This window comes from Pseudomonas sp. (assembly GCF_030683065.1).
Lineage (GTDB): Bacteria > Pseudomonadota > Gammaproteobacteria > Pseudomonadales > Pseudomonadaceae > Aquipseudomonas.
Genome location: NZ_JAUXMX010000037.1, coordinates 1 through 15,394, shown reverse-complemented (window position 1 = coordinate 15,394; position 15,394 = coordinate 1). Strand labels below are relative to the sequence as shown.

General features: G+C 61.3%; 11 protein-coding genes and 5 pseudogenes. 13 read left to right on the top strand and 3 right to left on the bottom strand.

Going from position 1 to position 15,394, the window contains the following annotated elements; translation table 11 throughout:
* Window positions 1-4: 4 nt before the first annotated feature.
* Window positions 5-568: a hypothetical protein gene (locus Q8K09_RS12410; protein ID WP_305255276.1), complete on the bottom strand. Its 564-nt coding sequence runs from the start codon at window positions 566-568 to the stop codon at window positions 5-7.
* Between the two features lie 470 nt (window positions 569-1,038).
* Between Q8K09_RS12410 and hppD the strand changes: the two genes are divergently transcribed.
* The 11 genes and pseudogenes from hppD to arfB form a co-directional block, all read left to right on the top strand.
* Window positions 1,039-2,127, top strand: coding sequence for a 4-hydroxyphenylpyruvate dioxygenase (hppD, locus tag Q8K09_RS12405; RefSeq protein WP_305255275.1), 1,089 nt, complete (start codon window positions 1,039-1,041; stop codon window positions 2,125-2,127).
* 258 nt (window positions 2,128-2,385) lie between these two features.
* Window positions 2,386-3,522, top strand: coding sequence for a homogentisate 1,2-dioxygenase (locus Q8K09_RS12400; RefSeq protein ID WP_304882466.1), 1,137 nt, complete (start codon window positions 2,386-2,388; stop codon window positions 3,520-3,522).
* A 64-nt stretch (window positions 3,523-3,586) separates the two neighbouring features.
* Window positions 3,587-4,570 carry a fumarylacetoacetate hydrolase family protein gene (locus Q8K09_RS12395; RefSeq protein WP_305255274.1) on the top strand — a complete coding sequence of 328 codons (984 nt, stop codon included), beginning with the start codon at window positions 3,587-3,589 and terminating at the stop codon, window positions 4,568-4,570.
* 123 nt (window positions 4,571-4,693) lie between these two features.
* On the top strand, window positions 4,694-5,344 hold the full coding sequence (gene maiA, locus Q8K09_RS12390; RefSeq protein ID WP_305255273.1) for a maleylacetoacetate isomerase: 651 nt from the start codon (window positions 4,694-4,696) through the stop codon (window positions 5,342-5,344).
* 126 nt (window positions 5,345-5,470) lie between these two features.
* Window positions 5,471-6,931 (top strand): sodium-dependent transporter, encoded by a 1,461-nt coding sequence (locus tag Q8K09_RS12385; RefSeq protein WP_305255272.1) that lies wholly within the window; start codon window positions 5,471-5,473, stop codon window positions 6,929-6,931.
* A gap of 388 nt (window positions 6,932-7,319) precedes the next feature.
* A pseudogene (locus Q8K09_RS21315) lies at window positions 7,320-8,417 on the top strand (HAMP domain-containing protein); the annotation flags it as partial.
* On the top strand, window positions 8,403-9,275 hold the full coding sequence (locus tag Q8K09_RS21310; protein ID WP_370869521.1) for a methyl-accepting chemotaxis protein: 873 nt from the start codon (window positions 8,403-8,405) through the stop codon (window positions 9,273-9,275). The pseudogene Q8K09_RS21315 and the gene Q8K09_RS21310, both read left to right, overlap by 15 nt.
* 178 nt (window positions 9,276-9,453) lie before the next feature.
* Window positions 9,454-9,713, top strand: a pseudogene (locus tag Q8K09_RS12375) (peptide ABC transporter ATP-binding protein); the annotation flags it as partial.
* Between the two features lie 191 nt (window positions 9,714-9,904).
* A pseudogene (locus tag Q8K09_RS21305) lies at window positions 9,905-10,924 on the top strand (methyl-accepting chemotaxis protein); the annotation flags it as partial.
* A gap of 9 nt (window positions 10,925-10,933) precedes the next feature.
* A complete protein-coding gene (locus tag Q8K09_RS21300) occupies window positions 10,934-11,827 on the top strand; it encodes a methyl-accepting chemotaxis protein (protein WP_370869520.1) in 894 nt (297 codons plus the stop codon).
* 92 nt (window positions 11,828-11,919) lie between these two features.
* Window positions 11,920-12,231 (top strand): annotated as a pseudogene (gene arfB, locus Q8K09_RS12365) (alternative ribosome rescue aminoacyl-tRNA hydrolase ArfB); the annotation flags it as partial.
* Between the two features lie 20 nt (window positions 12,232-12,251).
* Here arfB and Q8K09_RS12360 read toward each other — a convergent pair.
* Entirely contained in the window at window positions 12,252-13,460 is a 1,209-nt protein-coding gene (locus tag Q8K09_RS12360; protein ID WP_305255269.1) for an MFS transporter, read from the bottom strand.
* A 101-nt stretch (window positions 13,461-13,561) separates the two neighbouring features.
* Here Q8K09_RS12360 and Q8K09_RS12355 point away from each other — a divergent pair, with 101 nt between their 5' ends.
* Both Q8K09_RS12355 and Q8K09_RS12350 read left to right on the top strand, forming a co-directional pair.
* Entirely contained in the window at window positions 13,562-14,458 is an 897-nt protein-coding gene (locus tag Q8K09_RS12355; protein WP_305255268.1) for a LysR substrate-binding domain-containing protein, read from the top strand.
* 5 nt (window positions 14,459-14,463) lie between these two features.
* Window positions 14,464-14,673, top strand: coding sequence for a hypothetical protein (locus tag Q8K09_RS12350; protein ID WP_305255267.1), 210 nt, complete (start codon window positions 14,464-14,466; stop codon window positions 14,671-14,673).
* A gap of 264 nt (window positions 14,674-14,937) precedes the next feature.
* On the opposite strand, the pseudogene Q8K09_RS12345 reads toward Q8K09_RS12350, so the two are convergent.
* Window positions 14,938-15,394 (bottom strand): annotated as a pseudogene (locus Q8K09_RS12345) (metal-dependent hydrolase); the annotation flags it as partial.

Below are 15,394 nucleotides of genomic sequence, written 5' to 3'. Positions count from 1 at the left end.
GAGGCTAGGGCGCGGCTGGCGAGGCGGCCCACTTCTGCAGGTGTTTCGCGCGTGCCTGGCTGTCGGCCATTTGCTTATCCAGTGCTTCCTGGTAGTCGCTCAGCCAGCTGCGTGAGCCTGCGATCATGCCGGCGAGGTCGCGCATGCCGTTTTTCAGCGCCGCCAGGCTGAGCTGGAAGCTCTGCTCTTGGCCGATCAAGGTCTGTGCAACTTGTTGCTGCACGGCTCGGTTGTCGCCCTTGGCCAGTGTCACGGCGGGCTTGCTGCTGTGCAGGCTGCCCAACTGGTCGCCGTGCTGACGCGATGTTTGTTCGAGTGCGGTGATCTGTTTCTGCAGTGCGGCTGCTTGTTCTTGCAAGCCCTGAATCTGCCCGGCACTGATATTTTCTTGTTTTACCTCGGGCTTGCTGAGCAAGGCTATGGTCAACCAGCTGACTAGCGTCATGACCAATACTGCGGCGAGGGCAAACAACAGGATGCGGTCTAGTTTGCGACCTTTCTCCAGCAATTCCAGGCGTTGCTCTGCGCTGACAGGTTCGTCGCCAGTTTCTTTCGGGTCATTGCTCATGGCTTTACCCTCGCATGATTGTGGCGGTCTGAGTAGCGTCTACTTGAATGGCATTGTGCCACTATTTGAGCGTGGCTGACGCTTCGTCTGGTTGCTCTGGGTATTAGAGTGTCTGCTGTGGGCTATGACTCACGGGTAACTCCTGTGCTCGGTGTATTTCAGCGCTGCCTTAGGGTGCTGATCGAGAGTGTATGCGGCAGCCTCAGCAAAATCAGTGCTTGTTTGGCAGTAATATGCGCCGCCGTGTAAATAAAACGTTACGCATTGCTCGGGTTTTTACCGCGTTCCCGACGCTTTTGCTCAAGTTTAGTAGGCTGTAAGGTTTTATTGCCAGTGTGCGCGCCAGGTGCCGCTATCTTGCAGCTCTAGTCGTCTTGTGGGGCGTCCCCGCCTCGGTTGTTATGAAGCTATCCGCGTCGTCCTGCCTTTTTGCGATGGCGCTGAGTCCACAACAATAACGAGGAGGCGCAATGACCGCCGTGAACAAGATCGAACAGCACAACCCCGTCGGCACCGACGGTTTCGAGTTTGTCGAATACACCGCGCCGACGCCCGAAGGCATCCAGCAGTTGCGCGAGCTGTTCACTGCCATGGGCTTTACCGAAACTGCCAAGCACCGCTCCAAGGAAGTCTGGCTGTTCCAGCAGAACGACATCAACTTTGTGCTCAACGGCAGTCCCACCGGGCATGTCCGCGAATTCGGTTTGAAGCACGGGCCAAGCGCCTGCGCCATGGCATTCCGGGTGCAAAACGCCGCCCAGGCAGCGTCTTATGTCGAGTCGCAAGGGGCCACGCTGGTCGGTAGTCACGCTAACTTCGGCGAGTTGAATATCCCCTGCGTCGAAGGTATTGGCGGCTCCTTGCTGTATCTGGTGGATCGCTATGGCGACAAGAGCATCTATGACGTCGATTTCGAGTACATCGAAGGCCGCACCCCGCAGGACAACGCGGTCGGCCTGAAAGAGCTGGATCACCTGACCCACAACGTCAAGCGCGGGCAGATGGATGTCTGGTCGGGCTTTTACGAGCGGATTGCCAACTTTCGCGAGATTCGCTATTTCGACATCGAAGGCAAACTCACCGGTCTGGTTTCACGGGCCATGACCTCACCGTGCGGCAAAATCCGTATCCCGATCAACGAGTCGGCCGACGACAAGTCGCAGATCGAGGAATTTATCCGCGAGTACCACGGCGAAGGTATTCAGCACATCGCCCTGTCCACCGAGGACATCTATGCCACCGTGCGCCAGTTGCGCGCCAGCGGCGTGCAGTTCCTGGCAACTCCTGGCACCTACTACGACAAGGTCGACACCCGCGTGGCCGGTCATGGCGAGCCGACTGATGTGCTGCGTGAGCTGAGTATCCTGATCGATGGCGCTCCGGGCGTCGCTACGTCGGGGGACGACGGCATCCTGTTGCAGATTTTCACCAATACGGTGATCGGGCCGATCTTCTTCGAGATCATCCAGCGCAAGGGCAACCAGGGCTTCGGCGAGGGCAACTTCAAGGCATTGTTCGAGTCCATCGAAGAAGACCAGATCAAGCGCGGTGTGCTCTAGGAGCCTGTCGGACTTAACACTGTTCTACTGCGGCAAAGCCGGATTTGGTCATTTTTGCTGCTTTCCCTCGTTAAATAGCCAGCTATTCGCCTCGGAAAAGCACCATAACTGCCTCAAGCCGGGCTTTCCCTCGCTACGAACGGTCAAGTCCGACAGGCTCCTAGGCCGAATGAGCCTTCGCCCCGGCGCCTATGATTAATAGTGTGCAGGCGCACCGATTATAGGTGCGCACGGCGCACCCTACGATGGAGTTCTGTCATGAGCCGTAACTGGATCAGCTTTCCCCTGCGTGAAGGCGAGTGTTCGCGCCAGGCGCATTGCGACTTTCCCGAGGGCACCTACGAGCGCGAGATGGGCCGCGAGGGGTTTTTCGGCCCTACGGCGCACTTGCACCATAAGCATCCGCCGACTGCCTGGATCGACTGGCAAGGCCCGTTGCGCCCGCACGCCTTCAACTTCAACGATATTTCCAGTGAGCGCGATTGTCCGCTGGAAGCGCCGTTGACCCTGCACAATGCCGATATGAAGTTGCGCCTGTGGAGGACCCACGGCGCGATGCGCCACCTGGTGCGCAACGCGGATGGCGACGACCTGCTGTTTATTCATGAGGGGGCAGGGGAGTTCTACTGCGACTTCGGCCACCTGAGCTACCGCGACGGCGATTACCTGCTGATTCCGCGTGGCACCGCCTGGCGGATTGAGACCAGTGCGCCGACCTTTATGCTGTTGATCGAAAGCACCGATGGCGCCTACCAGCTGCCGGACAAGGGCCTGCTTGGTCCGCAGGCGATTTTCGATCCGGCGGTGCTCGATCATCCGCGCATTGATGAGGCCTTCAAGGCTCAGCAGGACGAGAACACCTGGCAGCTGCGGATCAAGCGGCGCAATCAGATCAGCACCGTCACCTACCCGTACAACCCGCTGGATGTGGTTGGCTGGCATGGCGACAACACTGTGGTGCGCCTCAACTGGCGCGATATTCGCCCGCTGATGAGCCACCGTTACCACTTGCCGCCATCGGCCCACACCACCTTTGTCGCCAACGGTTTCGTGATCTGCACCTTTACTCCGCGTCCGGTGGAAAGCGACCCCGGTGCGCTCAAGGTGCCGTTCTATCACAACAACGACGATTACGACGAAGTGCTGTTCTACCACCGTGGCAACTTCTTCAGCCGCGACAATATCGAGCAGGGCATGGTCACGTTGCACCCGTGCGGCTTTCCCCACGGGCCGCACCCCAAGGCGTTGAAAAAGGCGCAGGTCGATCCGGCTACTTTTATCGACGAGGTGGCGGTGATGATCGACACCCGCCGCGCCCTGGACATACACCCGGCCGCCGCACAGGTCGATGTGCCCGAATACGTCAACTCCTGGCGTGCGCCGGGATTGAAGTAGGCCGCACGCGCCGCAACCCGACGGATATATGTGGTGCGCACGGCGCACCCTACGAGGTTTGAGCATGAAACTCGCATCATTGAATAAAGGCCGCGACGGCGTTCTCGTCGTGGTGTCCCGCGACCTCAGCCGCGCTATCAAAGTCCCGGTTATTGCCGCCACGCTGCAGGCTGCGCTGGATAACTGGGCGGTGGCCAAGCCCAAGTTGGAAGCGGTGTATCAGCGTCTTAACGATGGGCTGGAGGAGGGCGCATTCGCCTTCGATCAGGCCGCCTGTCACAGCCCGTTGCCGCGTGCTTACCACTGGGCGGACGGCAGCGCTTACGTCAACCACGTCGAGTTGGTGCGCAAGGCGCGCGGTGCTGAAATTCCAGAAAGCTTCTGGCATGACCCGCTGATGTACCAAGGCGGTGCCGACTGTTTTATCCCGCCGCACAGCCCGATCCAAATGGCCGACGAGGCCTGGGGCATTGACCTGGAAGCCGAGATTGCGCTGATCACCGACGACGTGCCGATGGGCGTCACTGCGGCCGAGGCCGGGCAGCACATCCAGTTGCTGATGCTGGTCAACGACGTGTCGTTGCGCAACCTGATCCCTGGCGAGCTGGCCAAGGGCTTCGGCTTCTACCAGAGCAAGCCGTCATCCAGCTTCTCGCCTGTGGCGATTACCCCGGACGAACTGGGCGACTGCTGGAAAGACGGCAAGGTGCACCGCCCGCTGGTCTCGCACATCAACGGCGCGTTATTCGGTCAGCCGGATGCCGGCACCGACATGACTTTCAATTTCCCGACCCTGGTCGCCCACGCTGCCAAGACCCGGCCGCTGGGAGCAGGCACCATCATCGGTTCGGGTACCGTGTCGAACTACGACCGCAGCGCTGGTTCCAGCTGCTTGGCGGAGAAACGCATGCTGGAGATTATCGAGAGTGGCGAGGCGAAAACCCCGTTCCTTACGTTCGGCGATCGGGTGCGTATCGAGATGTTCGATGCCGCAGGCCATAGCCTGTTCGGTGCCATCGATCAGGTGGTGGAAAAGTACAGGCCGTGAATGGGTAGATCGTAGGATGGGTCGAGGAGCGTAGCGACGATACCCATCGGGTGCAGTGATGGGTATCGCTGCGCTCAACCCATCCTACGTTTCGCTCTTGGTTAGGTCGCCAAAGGAGCTTGCATGCTGACTCTATATTCTTACTGGCGCTCCAGCGCCGCCTACCGAGTGCGTATTGCCCTTAATCTCAAGGGCCTGGCCTACCAGCAAGTGCCCGTGCATCTGGTCAAGGATGGCGGCCAGCAGCATGCGGCCGAGTACCAGGCGCTTAATCCGCAGCAATTGCTGCCGCTGCTAGTGGACGAAGGCAATGGCGGGGTGCGTATCGCCCAATCGCTGGCGATTCTCGAATACCTCGACGACGTGTTTCCGCTACCCGCGCTGTTGCCCAACGACCCTGCCAAGCGCGCCCAGGTGCGTGCCCTGGCCCTGCATATCGCTTGCGATATCCACCCGCTGAATAACCTGCGGGTGCTGCAATATCTGACCGGCGAGTTGGGGGTCAGCGAGGCAGGGAAAGACGCCTGGTATCGGCATTGGACGCACAATGGCCTGGCTGCGGTCGAAGCCGGGCTGGCGGTGTTCAATGATCGGCTGTCCCTCGGTGAGCGGCCTGGATATCTGGAAGCCTGTCTGGTTCCACAGTTGTATAATGCCCGCCGTTTTAACTGTGACCTCGATGCGTACCCGCGCATTCTCGCCATGGCGGCGCGTTGTGAATCTCTGGATGCCTTCCAACAGGCGGCGCCTGAGGTGCAACCCGACGCCCAATAACCTCGCACCGCGCTTGACGCTGCGCGGGTTTGGCGAAACCCGGCTTTTATCCAGGCCTGCTCATTCCGCCGCGCCACAAGCGCGGCGGGTTCTTTTTCGTCACAGATAAAAACAAGCAGGTGACGCATGACCCGTGAAAAACCGAAGAACCTCTGGCTCTCGCGCTGGGGCTTTATCCTCGCTGCAACCGGCTCCGCCGTGGGCCTGGGCAATATCTGGAAATTCCCCTACATCACCGGCGAGTACGGCGGTGGTGCGTTTGTATTGATGTACCTGGCCTGCATTCTGGCGATTGGTATTCCGGTGATGATGACCGAGATCGCTATCGGCCGTCGTGGGCGTGGCAGCCCGATCGACGCCATCGGCCGGGTGGTGCGCGAGAGCAGCGGCAATCCACTGTGGAAGGCGGTGGGCGGCATGGCCATGCTGGCCGGCTTTATGATTCTGTGTTTCTACGTGGTGGTGGCTGGCTGGGCTTTCGCCTACACGTGGAAGATGCTCGACGGCTCGCTGGCAGCCACCAGCGTCGACACCCTCGGTCAGGTGTTTAGTCAACACAATGCCAATCCTTGGCAACTCGGCGGCTGGAGCGTGCTGGTGTCGCTGTTGACCCTGGCGATTGTAGCCAAGGGGGTGCAACAGGGCATTGAGAATGCGGTGCGCTGGATGATGCCTGGCCTGGCCGTAATGCTGCTGGTGCTGGTGGGCTATGCCTTTACCAGCGGCGGCTTCAGCGCCGGCTTCGATTTTCTGTTCAGCTTCGACGCCTCGAAGATCACCGGCGAGGCCCTGCTCGCCGCGTTGGGGCATGCCTTCTTCACCCTCAGTCTGGCCTCCGGGGCGATTCTCACCTACGGCTCCTATATTCCCGATGGCCAGTCAATTGCCCGCACCACATTCGTCGTTGCCTTGTGCGACACCAGCGTCGCGCTGCTCGCCGGTCTGGCGATTTTCCCGATTATCTTTGCCAATGGCATGAGTCCGGGAGCAGGGCCAGGTTTGATTTTCATGAGCCTGCCGCTGGCCTTCCAGCAGATGCCGTTTGGCACCGCGTTCGGGGTGTTGTTCTTCGCCATGGTGTCGATCGCCGCGCTGACCTCAGCGATTTCCATGATCGAAGCCACGGTGGCCTACCTAAACGAGAAGCACGGCATCAGCCGCATGAAATCTGCGGTACTGGCTGGCGGCGTGCTGCTGGTGATCAGCCTGCTGGCCATGCTTTCGTTCAACCTGATGGCCGGCTGGACGCCGCTGGGCAAGAACCTCTTCGACTGGCTGGATTACCTGACATCGCGCTGGATGATGCCCCTTGGCGGGATTTTCCTGGTCTGCCTGGCGGGCTATGCGCTGCGCGACGAAATCATGCGCGACGAACTGGGCCTGCCGCCGCTGGGCTATGCCCTCTGGTTGTTCATGGTGCGCTACGTCAGTCCGGTGCTGATCATGGTGGTGTTCCTGCACGCGCTCGGTTGGCTCGGCTTCGACCCGGTCACCGAGTGGTACTGGATCGTCGGTGCCATCGGTCTGCTTACAGTGCTTGGCGAGGTGCTGCGGCCACGTGTGTTGCCGGTACTCGCCGGCCGCTAAGTTCTGGATCAGATCGACAACAAGGGGCGCCCGACATTGAATCGTGCGCCCTTTTTTATGCGTACGGGATTTGAATTGACGAATATCTGGCGCCGCTAATATGGCGAATAGTCGCCATTTTAAGGTGGTTATCGGCGGAAAGCAGCCGGTTAGGCTGATTGCGCGAGGGGTTGGCAGGGTCTTGCCCGCTTGCTCGCGCATCCTTGCAGGCCCTCTGTCTTAATGCTTTGCAGTTGGCGGCCGATGATAAAGAGAGGCGAAAGTCAAAGCTGGCACAAGGGTTGCGATGTTTTGGGCTTGAAACGTCGATGTCGTGCATCTGCATGCCAGCCACCCCTCTGCGCAAAGGCGGGCTGGCGTGTCGAATAACAATAATGGAGTTACGCGTATGTTGCAGACTGCTTCCCGCCTGTTCACCGATCTTGCCGTGAGCAAGAAGTTGCTTTGTGGCTTCGCCCTGGTCTTGTTGCTGACCATTGCTGTGGCCGTTAGCGGCTTCATCGCGGTGCAGACCATCCTGCAAGGGCATAACCTGACCGGGCAGTTGGCGGCCGTGAATACGGAGATTCTCCAGGCGCGCCGGCTGGAGCGCGGTTTCGCCATCGAGCAAAGCACCGAGAGTGCCGAGCGAGTGCACAAGAGCCTGGCGGCAGTTACAGAGCTGCTGGCGCGGTTAGAGCAGGGCGTCCCGGCGGCGCAAGCCAAGCATTATCAGACCATGCAGCAGGCAGTTGCCGACTACCTGACCCAGTTCGATACCTATGTCGACCTGCAGAGCCGGGCGAGCGCGGCGCGCCAGGACATGAGCGATGCTGCAGCCGAAACGCGTGACCAGTTCGAGACGCTTGAGCTGGATATGTACGACGCCGTGCGTGAATTACGCCTGCAGGGTGACCGGCTGCGTGGCAGCGACCCACTGACGCTGGCTGAAACGGCATCTGGCATGAGCAAGCGCATGCTTGATCTGCGTGGGCAGGAGAGCCTGTTCATCATCGACAGTTCGGCCGCGGCGTTGGAAGAGTGGGCCTACGTCAGCGAGGATCTGCAGAGTGTCGCCCGCAGCCTGATGGTGTGGCTTAACGATGAGCAGAAAGCGTCGATCGAAACGGCTTTGCAATCGTTGACTACCTACCAGCGCTCCTTCGGTTATTACCAGCAGGTTCGCGAACAAAGCCGCACCACTGAAACCGCCATGATCGAGCGCGCACGGGCAGTGCTCGGTCTGGCCGAGGCAGCGCAAGCCGCAGAAGAGCAGCGCATGGCTGCCGGCAGTCGCCAAGCCATGCTGCTGCTCGCCGGCATGAGCGCGGCTGCAGTGATTTTCGGTCTACTGGCGGCGTGGTTGATCACCCGTTCGATAATCATACCCTTGCGCCAGAGCGTTGCCTTCGCCCAGCGAATCGCCCAAGGCGACCTCAGCCAGGACTTACCGCTTAATCGCCGCGACGAGCTTGGCCAGTTGTTGGCAGCCATGCAGGCCATGACCAGCAGCTTGCGCAGCCTGGTCGGGCGAATTGGTGGCAGCGTCAGCCAGATTGCCGCAGCGGCTGAGCAGCTGTCGGCGATCACCGCGCAAACCAGCGCCGGGGTGCAGCGTCAGCGTCAGGAAACCGAACAGACAGCCACTGCCATGCACCAGATGGCGGCCACCGTGCAGGAAGTGGCGCAGAACGCCGAGCAGGCGTCCATGGCCGCCCGCGACGCCGACCGTGAGGCGCAGCAGGGCAATCAGGTGGTGCAGCAGGCGGTGGCGCAGATTGGCAGTCTGGCGTTGGAGGTCGATCAGTCGGCAGCAGCGATTCAGGCGTTAAACCAGGAAAGTGCGCGTATCGGCAGTGTCTTGGAGGTAATTCGTGCGGTCGCCGAGCAAACCAATCTACTGGCGCTCAATGCGGCCATCGAGGCAGCTCGGGCCGGGGATCAGGGCCGCGGTTTTGCTGTGGTCGCCGACGAAGTACGGGCACTGGCGCGGCGCACTCACGACTCCACGGAAGAAATCGAAGGCCTGATCGGCAGCCTGCAGCGTATGGCGGGTGGTGCGGTCGAGCAGATGGAAAGCAGCCGTAAGCTGACTCAGCGCACAGTCGCCCTGGCTGGCGAAGCCGGCGCCGCTCTGGGCCGTATCACCCAGGCGGTGAGCACCATCGAGCAGATGAATCAGCAGATCGCCGCCGCCGCCGAAGAGCAGAGCGCAGTGGCAGAAACCATCAGTGAAAGCGTGACCCGGGTACGCGATATCGGTGAGCAGAGTGCCACAGCCAGCGAGCAAACTGCCGCCTCCAGCGCTGAGCTGGCGCGTCTGGGCGTTGAGTTGCAAGACTTGGTCGCGCAGTTCCGTACCTGATCAGAACGCTGTTATTGCACGCCGCTGCTGGTCAGCGGCGCTTTACGCAGTTCATTGGTCCAGGCCAGTAACGGCACTTGAATTTCGGGTTGCCAGGTGCGATCAAGACAGCTGCTGGCGTTAGAAGTAGCCGCGGCCATCGTCAGGCGCTGGGCGAAGTGCCGCCGCGAGTCAGTAGCTCTACCTTATGCTGCTGGCCGGGCGCACCGGGATCATCATCGGTGACCCCGGTGCGGGGGAGGCTTACTGCAGCCACCCGTTGAACATCGCCCCCGGCACGCTGCGGCAGACGCCTATCGCGCATCGCTGTATATCGCCTTCAGTCTCGATGGTGACGGTGAGCGGGTAGCTGCCTGGGCCAGTGCTCTGGAGCGGCTGCGCCACTCAGGTGAGCTGAAGCGCATTCAGCGTCGGAATCAGCCAGCCGTCGCACCGTAAAAATGCGGAACCGGCGCGAGTCCAGCCCAATGCCGGCGACAAACTGTTTGTGGATTGTTACGGGCACGCATACCACTTTTGTGCCGCAACCCCGTGTGAGGGCGTCAGCACAGCCCTTGTGCTGGCTTCAACAACAATAATTCTCCAGCGAAACCTGAACGGCCTGTCTTAGTCACAGCTGGAGAATTTTCATGAACACCTGGTTTGCCAACCTTAGTGTCACCCGTAAGCTGGCCCTCGGCTTCGGCCTGGTGCTGGCCCTGACTCTCGCCCTGGCATGGGTCGCCTGGTCCGGTCTGGGTAGCCTTATCCAGCGCAGTACCTGGATGAGCGATATCACCCAGCTCAACACCACCCTGACCAATCTGCGCATTGCCCGCCTGCAGTTCATGCTGGCCAAGGGCGATGCAGCGAGCAGCGATCGCGTACTGAGCAACCTCGATATCTATTTGCAGCAGCAGAAGAAGTTGCTCGGCAGTTTCACCAATCCGGTCAACGTCAAGCTGCTGCAGGAGCAGGATCGCTATAACCAGGATTACCAGCGCTCGCTCGGTGGCATGCGCGCCGCCTATGCGGCTACTGATGCTGCACGGCGCGAGGTAGCCGGCGAGACGCAACAACTCGGCGAGTTGCTGGGCGCCATGGAGCGCAGTGTGGAGTTGTTGCCGGAGTACGACGGCGACCGTTTTGCCCAGTTGCAGGCGCTAACCCGCACCCAGGGCGAGCTGCTGCGCCTGCGCTACCTGCTTGAACGTTACGACAGCGCCCCAGATGCGCAAACCGAGCAGGCGCTGGTTGAGCGCATCGCCGCCGCCCACGCCAGTCTCGGCCCGTTGGAGCAAGCCTTCGGCGTCGCTCAGCAGGATGTGGTACGCCGCATCGCAACGGCATTGGGTCAGTACCAGAAGACGCTGCAGGCGTTCAAACTGGCCACTGGCGACATTGCGCGTACCCGTCAGGAAATGACCGTGCAGCAGGGCGAGATCGTGCGTATCAGCGAGACGCTGTACCAGTTCCAGATGGACCGCCTGGCCATCGAGAGCGCCCAGGCGCGTAGCTTGCAGATCGGCGCCACGCTGCTGGCGATGCTCTTCGGTGTGCTGGCCGCCTGGGTTATTACCCGCCAGATCACCCGTCCGCTGCAGGACACCCTGAGCGCGGTGCAGCGTATTGCCGAGGGTGACCTGACTGCCAGTGTGCAGGTCGACCGTCGCGATGAGATGGGCCAGTTGCAGCAAGGTATCCAGCATATGGCCGCGACCCTGCGTGAGTTGATCGGCGGTATCCGTGATGGCGTGGGGCAGATTGCCAGTGCCGCCGAGGAGCTGTCTGCCGTGACCGAGCAGACCAGTGCGGGCGCTAATAGCCAGAAAAGCGAGACTGACCAGGTGGCCACCGCCATGCATGAGATGTCGGCCACCGTGCAGGAAGTGGCGCGCAACGCCGAACAGGCTTCGCAGGCCGCCAACGAGGCGGACGGCCAGGCGCGCCTTGGCGACAAGGTAGTGGGCGAGGTGATCGCTCAGATCGAGCGTTTGGCCGCCGAGGTCAGCCGTTCCAGCGAGGCCATGAATGGGCTACAGCAAGAAAGCAACAAGATTGGCAGCGTGATGGACGTGATCAAAGCGGTGGCCGAGCAGACCAATCTGCTCGCGCTCAATGCCGCCATTGAGGCCGCGCGCGCCGGCGAGGCTGGGCGCGGTTTCGCCGTGGTCGCCGACGAGGTACGCGGCCTGGCCCAGCGCACGCAGAAATCCACCGAGGAAATCGAAGCGCTGATAGCCGGTCTGCAGAACGGTACCAAGCAGGTGGCGGCAGCGATGCGCAACAGCTGCAGCCTCACCGACAGCAGCGTCGAACTGACGCGCAAGGCGGGCGACTCGTTGAGCAACATCACCCATGCGGTGTCCAATATTCAGTCGATGAACCAGCAGATCGCCGCTGCTGCCGAGGAGCAGAGTGCGGTGGCCGAGGAAATTAGCCGCAGCATCATCAGCGTGCGCGACATTTCCGAGCAAACCGCCACTGCCAGTGACGAGACCGCCGCCTCCAGTGCCGAACTGGCGCGCTTGGGCAATCAACTGCAAATGCTGGTCAGCCGCTTCCGCGTTTAACGCGCAAGCCTGCAGGCCGTGGCAGCTAGTCACGGCCTGCGGTATTTGGGTCAGGCCATCGGCGCTTAAGCCCATAGGCGCTTGGCAACCCAGGCGAGCAAAACGTCAATAGGGTGTCCCGTGCGGTACATCTGCGCTTCGACATCCAGGCGTCCAGCTTACCGCCGTTCTCCAGGGAGCGGCTGCTGGCGTTGCGCGCCAGCCTCATCACCGCCAAAGGCGTGTTGGCGCAACCAGGAACAGAGCCGTGCCGACGCGCTGGAGCGCCTGGCAGAGCTGATTCGCAGCGCCGCTAAAACCGAAAAAACCCGGTGCTCGACCAAGCCTCCCCTGGTTCGAAAAAGCGCCGCCTGCAAGACGAGAGCATTCGCGGCACGATCAAGGCAGGGCGCGGCAAGGTCGACCTTTTAAGCGCCGATCGGGCTCAGTGGCCGGCGACCAATGTGACGCTACCGCTGCTCGGTTGCGGCAGTGGGTTTTTGCGATCCAGATGACCACTCCAGACGGTCAGGGCGTACGCCACCAGCACTACCAGGCCGCCGATCCAGGCGGTATGGATCAGTCCCAGATGGGTAACGATTAGCCCACCACCCCAGGCGCCGCCAGCGATGCCGAGGTTGAAGGCAGCGATATTCAGGCCCGACGCGACATCCACAGCGTGCGGTGTGTGATGTTCGGCCTGGCGCACCACATACACCTGCAGGCCCGGCACGTTACCGAAGGCCACCGCGCCCCAGAGCAGCACGGTCAGCAGCGCTAGCCATGGATTGTGGGCGGTAAAGGTGAGCATAAACAGCACGGCGGCGAGCAGCAGGAAGATGATTTTCAGTGCGCTGATCGGCCCACGTTTATCCGCCAGTTTGCCGCCCCAGATATTGCCGAAGGCCACAGACACGCCATACACCAGCAGCACCAGGCTGACGCTGCCAGCGCTGAAACCGGCCAGGTCCTGCAGGATCGGCGCAAGGAAGGTGAAGGCAATGAAGGTGCCGCCGTAGCCGATGGCGGTCATCGCGTACACCAGCAGCAGGCGTGGTTGTTTGAGCACTTGCAGTTGCTGAAGTACCGAGGCCGGTTTGTTGTGTTGAATGTTCTTCGGCACGTACAGCAGGCTGCCGACAAAGGCGATTACCCCCAGGGCGGACACCGCGAGGAAGGTTTCGCGCCAGCCAAAATGCTGACCGATAAAGGTGCCCAACGGCACGCCTGTGACCAGGGCCACTGTCAGGCCGGTGAACATAATGGCAATCGCGCTGGCGGCTTTTTCTTTCGGGACCAGGCTGGTGGCGATGGTCGAGCCGATGGAGAAGAACACCCCATGAGCCAGGCCGGTGACGATCCGCGCAATCAACAGTGATTCATAGCCGGGTGCTTGCCAGGCCAGCAGGTTGCCGGTGGTAAACAGCACCATCAGGCCGAGCAGCAGTGACTTGCGCGGTACCTTCCCGGTGAGGGCGGTAAGCAGTGGCGCGCCGATAGCCACACCGAGGGCATAGAGACTGACCAACAGGCCGGCAGAGGGCAGGCTGACACCTAGGTCAGCGGCGATGGTGGGCAGCAAGCCGACGATCACGAACTCGGTGGTGCCGATGGCGAAAGCGCTGAGGGTGAGCGCCAGTAGGGCGATGGGCATAGGGGAAACTCCGCAGAGGGTTGTGTGGCGCGCAGTCTCACCGGAACACTCATGCAGAAAAATAGGGTTTTCAGCACAAGATATTTGACTAATATGCATGAATGAAAACGACCCTCGATGAACTGCTGGCCTTTGTCAGCGTGGTGGACTGTGGTTCGATCAGTGCTGCTGCCCAACAACTGACGCAGACGGCGTCCGGTGTGAGTCGCGCCCTGAGCAGGCTGGAAGAAAAGCTCGATGTCACCCTGTTGCGCCGCACCACGCGCCGTCTGGAGCTGACCGAGGAGGGCCAGGCCTTTCTGGTCCAGGCGCGCAAGATTCTCGATGCGGTGGAAAGTGCTGAAGAGCAGATACAAGTGCGCCGGCAGAAGCCCGCCGGGCGTTTGCGGGTAAATGCTGCCGCACCCTTTATGCTGCATGCGGTGGTGCCGCTGGTGGCGGGGTTTCGTGCGCAGTACCCGGAGATTCAGCTGGAGCTGCACAGTAGCGACCAGATTATCGACCTGCTGGAGCAGCGCACCGATATCGCCATCCGCATCGGCCCGCTGCGCGATTCCACCCTGCATGCGCGGCCGCTGGGCAGCAATCGCCTGCGTATTCTCGCCAGCCCGGCCTACCTCAAGGCTCATGGCATGCCGAAAAGCGTCGAGGACCTGAGCCGGCATAGCCTGCTCGGCTTTACCCAGCCTGACAGCCTTAACCAGTGGCCGCTGCGCCATGCTTTGGGCGATGCCTACAGCATCACCCCGAGCCTTAGCGCCTCCAGCGGCGAGACCTTGCGCCAACTGGCGTTGACCGGTGTGGGGATCGTTTGCCTGTCGGACTTTATGACCGCAGCCGACCGCGCCAGCGGTGGGCTGGTGCAACTGCTGCTGCGTGAAACAGTCGAGGTGCGGCAGCCGATTCACGCGGTGTACTACCGCAATACCGCGCTGGCCTCGCGCATCAGCTGCTTTCTCGATTACCTGGGCAACCAGCTTGTCGATCCTGCCAGCTAGCTGCCGTGAATATGGAATTTCTCCAGGCGCGCCGACAGGAGCGTAATGGTGCTATCGAGCAAGGCACCGAGCGTGCCGAGCGGCTGCATGACAGTCTGGCAGCAGTTACCGCGTTACTGATTCAGTTGCAGCAGATCGCCGCTGCCGCCTCCAGCGCTGAGCTGGCGCGCCTGGGCTTTGAGTTGCAAGACGTGGTCGCGCAGTTCCGTACCTGAAGTCAAGTCAACCCAGGGCTTTGCGCAATCCGGCAGCGGTTTGACAGACGCCGAACTTCCCGGATTGCCTCCGGGCTACGAGAGCGGTGTAGGGGGATCGGGGCGCGTAGCTGACGCCTTTTTCATCCGCCATCGCTATGGGTGGATGGATAGAGCGTCATCCACCCGATGCTGCAGACCTTGCGCATGAACATTGGATCTAAGAGCGCTGGGGCTGGGTGGATGTCGCGAATCAGCGGTGCTGCACACAAGCCGGCGGGCCTGTCAGCAGTCATCACGCTCGGTGGCGCAGGCCTGCCGAGCGGCGCTGAGCAGGGGCTTTCCCAGTTCGTTGGCCCATGCTGTCAGGGGCACCTGCACGTCCGGTTGCCAAATGCGTCGCCACAGCACTTGCAGGCGCCGCAGATCGGTCAGCTCTGATGGCCAGCGACTGATCTGCTCATGAATCTGCCATTCGCCGTTGTGTTGGCTGGCAAAGTCGAAGCGGAACGGGTGCATGCCGGTCATGCCCAGGCGTATGTCGGTGACCACCAGGTGTTCGCCGATCTGGTCGTAGCGCAGCACGCTATTGGTGAACCATGCCAGGCGTTGGTGGGCGGCCGAGTCCGCCAGTACCTCAGCCAGTTCAGTACCGCGCGGCAGGCGGCTGAGTTGCGGTGGTTGCGTGTCGAACCAGCCAACCAGGGCCTCGTGGTAGTCATCGCCATCCAGCACAATCACC

What these genes read in the sequence shown, in the direction of transcription:
- Q8K09_RS12410 (WP_305255276.1), bottom strand. Translation starts at nt 568, where the DNA reads ATGAGCAATGACCCGAAAGAAACTGGCGACGAACCTGTCAGCGCAGAG.
- hppD (WP_305255275.1), top strand. Translation starts at nt 1,039, where the DNA reads ATGACCGCCGTGAACAAGATCGAACAGCACAACCCCGTCGGCACCGAC.
- Q8K09_RS12400 (WP_304882466.1), top strand. Translation starts at nt 2,386, where the DNA reads ATGAGCCGTAACTGGATCAGCTTTCCCCTGCGTGAAGGCGAGTGTTCG.
- Q8K09_RS12395 (WP_305255274.1), top strand. Translation starts at nt 3,587, where the DNA reads ATGAAACTCGCATCATTGAATAAAGGCCGCGACGGCGTTCTCGTCGTG.
- maiA (WP_305255273.1), top strand. Translation starts at nt 4,694, where the DNA reads ATGCTGACTCTATATTCTTACTGGCGCTCCAGCGCCGCCTACCGAGTG.
- Q8K09_RS12385 (WP_305255272.1), top strand. Translation starts at nt 5,471, where the DNA reads ATGACCCGTGAAAAACCGAAGAACCTCTGGCTCTCGCGCTGGGGCTTT.
- Q8K09_RS21310 (WP_370869521.1), top strand. Translation starts at nt 8,403, where the DNA reads ATGCAGGCCATGACCAGCAGCTTGCGCAGCCTGGTCGGGCGAATTGGT.
- Q8K09_RS21300 (WP_370869520.1), top strand. Translation starts at nt 10,934, where the DNA reads ATGGGCCAGTTGCAGCAAGGTATCCAGCATATGGCCGCGACCCTGCGT.
- Q8K09_RS12360 (WP_305255269.1), bottom strand. Translation starts at nt 13,460, where the DNA reads ATGCCCATCGCCCTACTGGCGCTCACCCTCAGCGCTTTCGCCATCGGC.
- Q8K09_RS12355 (WP_305255268.1), top strand. Translation starts at nt 13,562, where the DNA reads ATGAAAACGACCCTCGATGAACTGCTGGCCTTTGTCAGCGTGGTGGAC.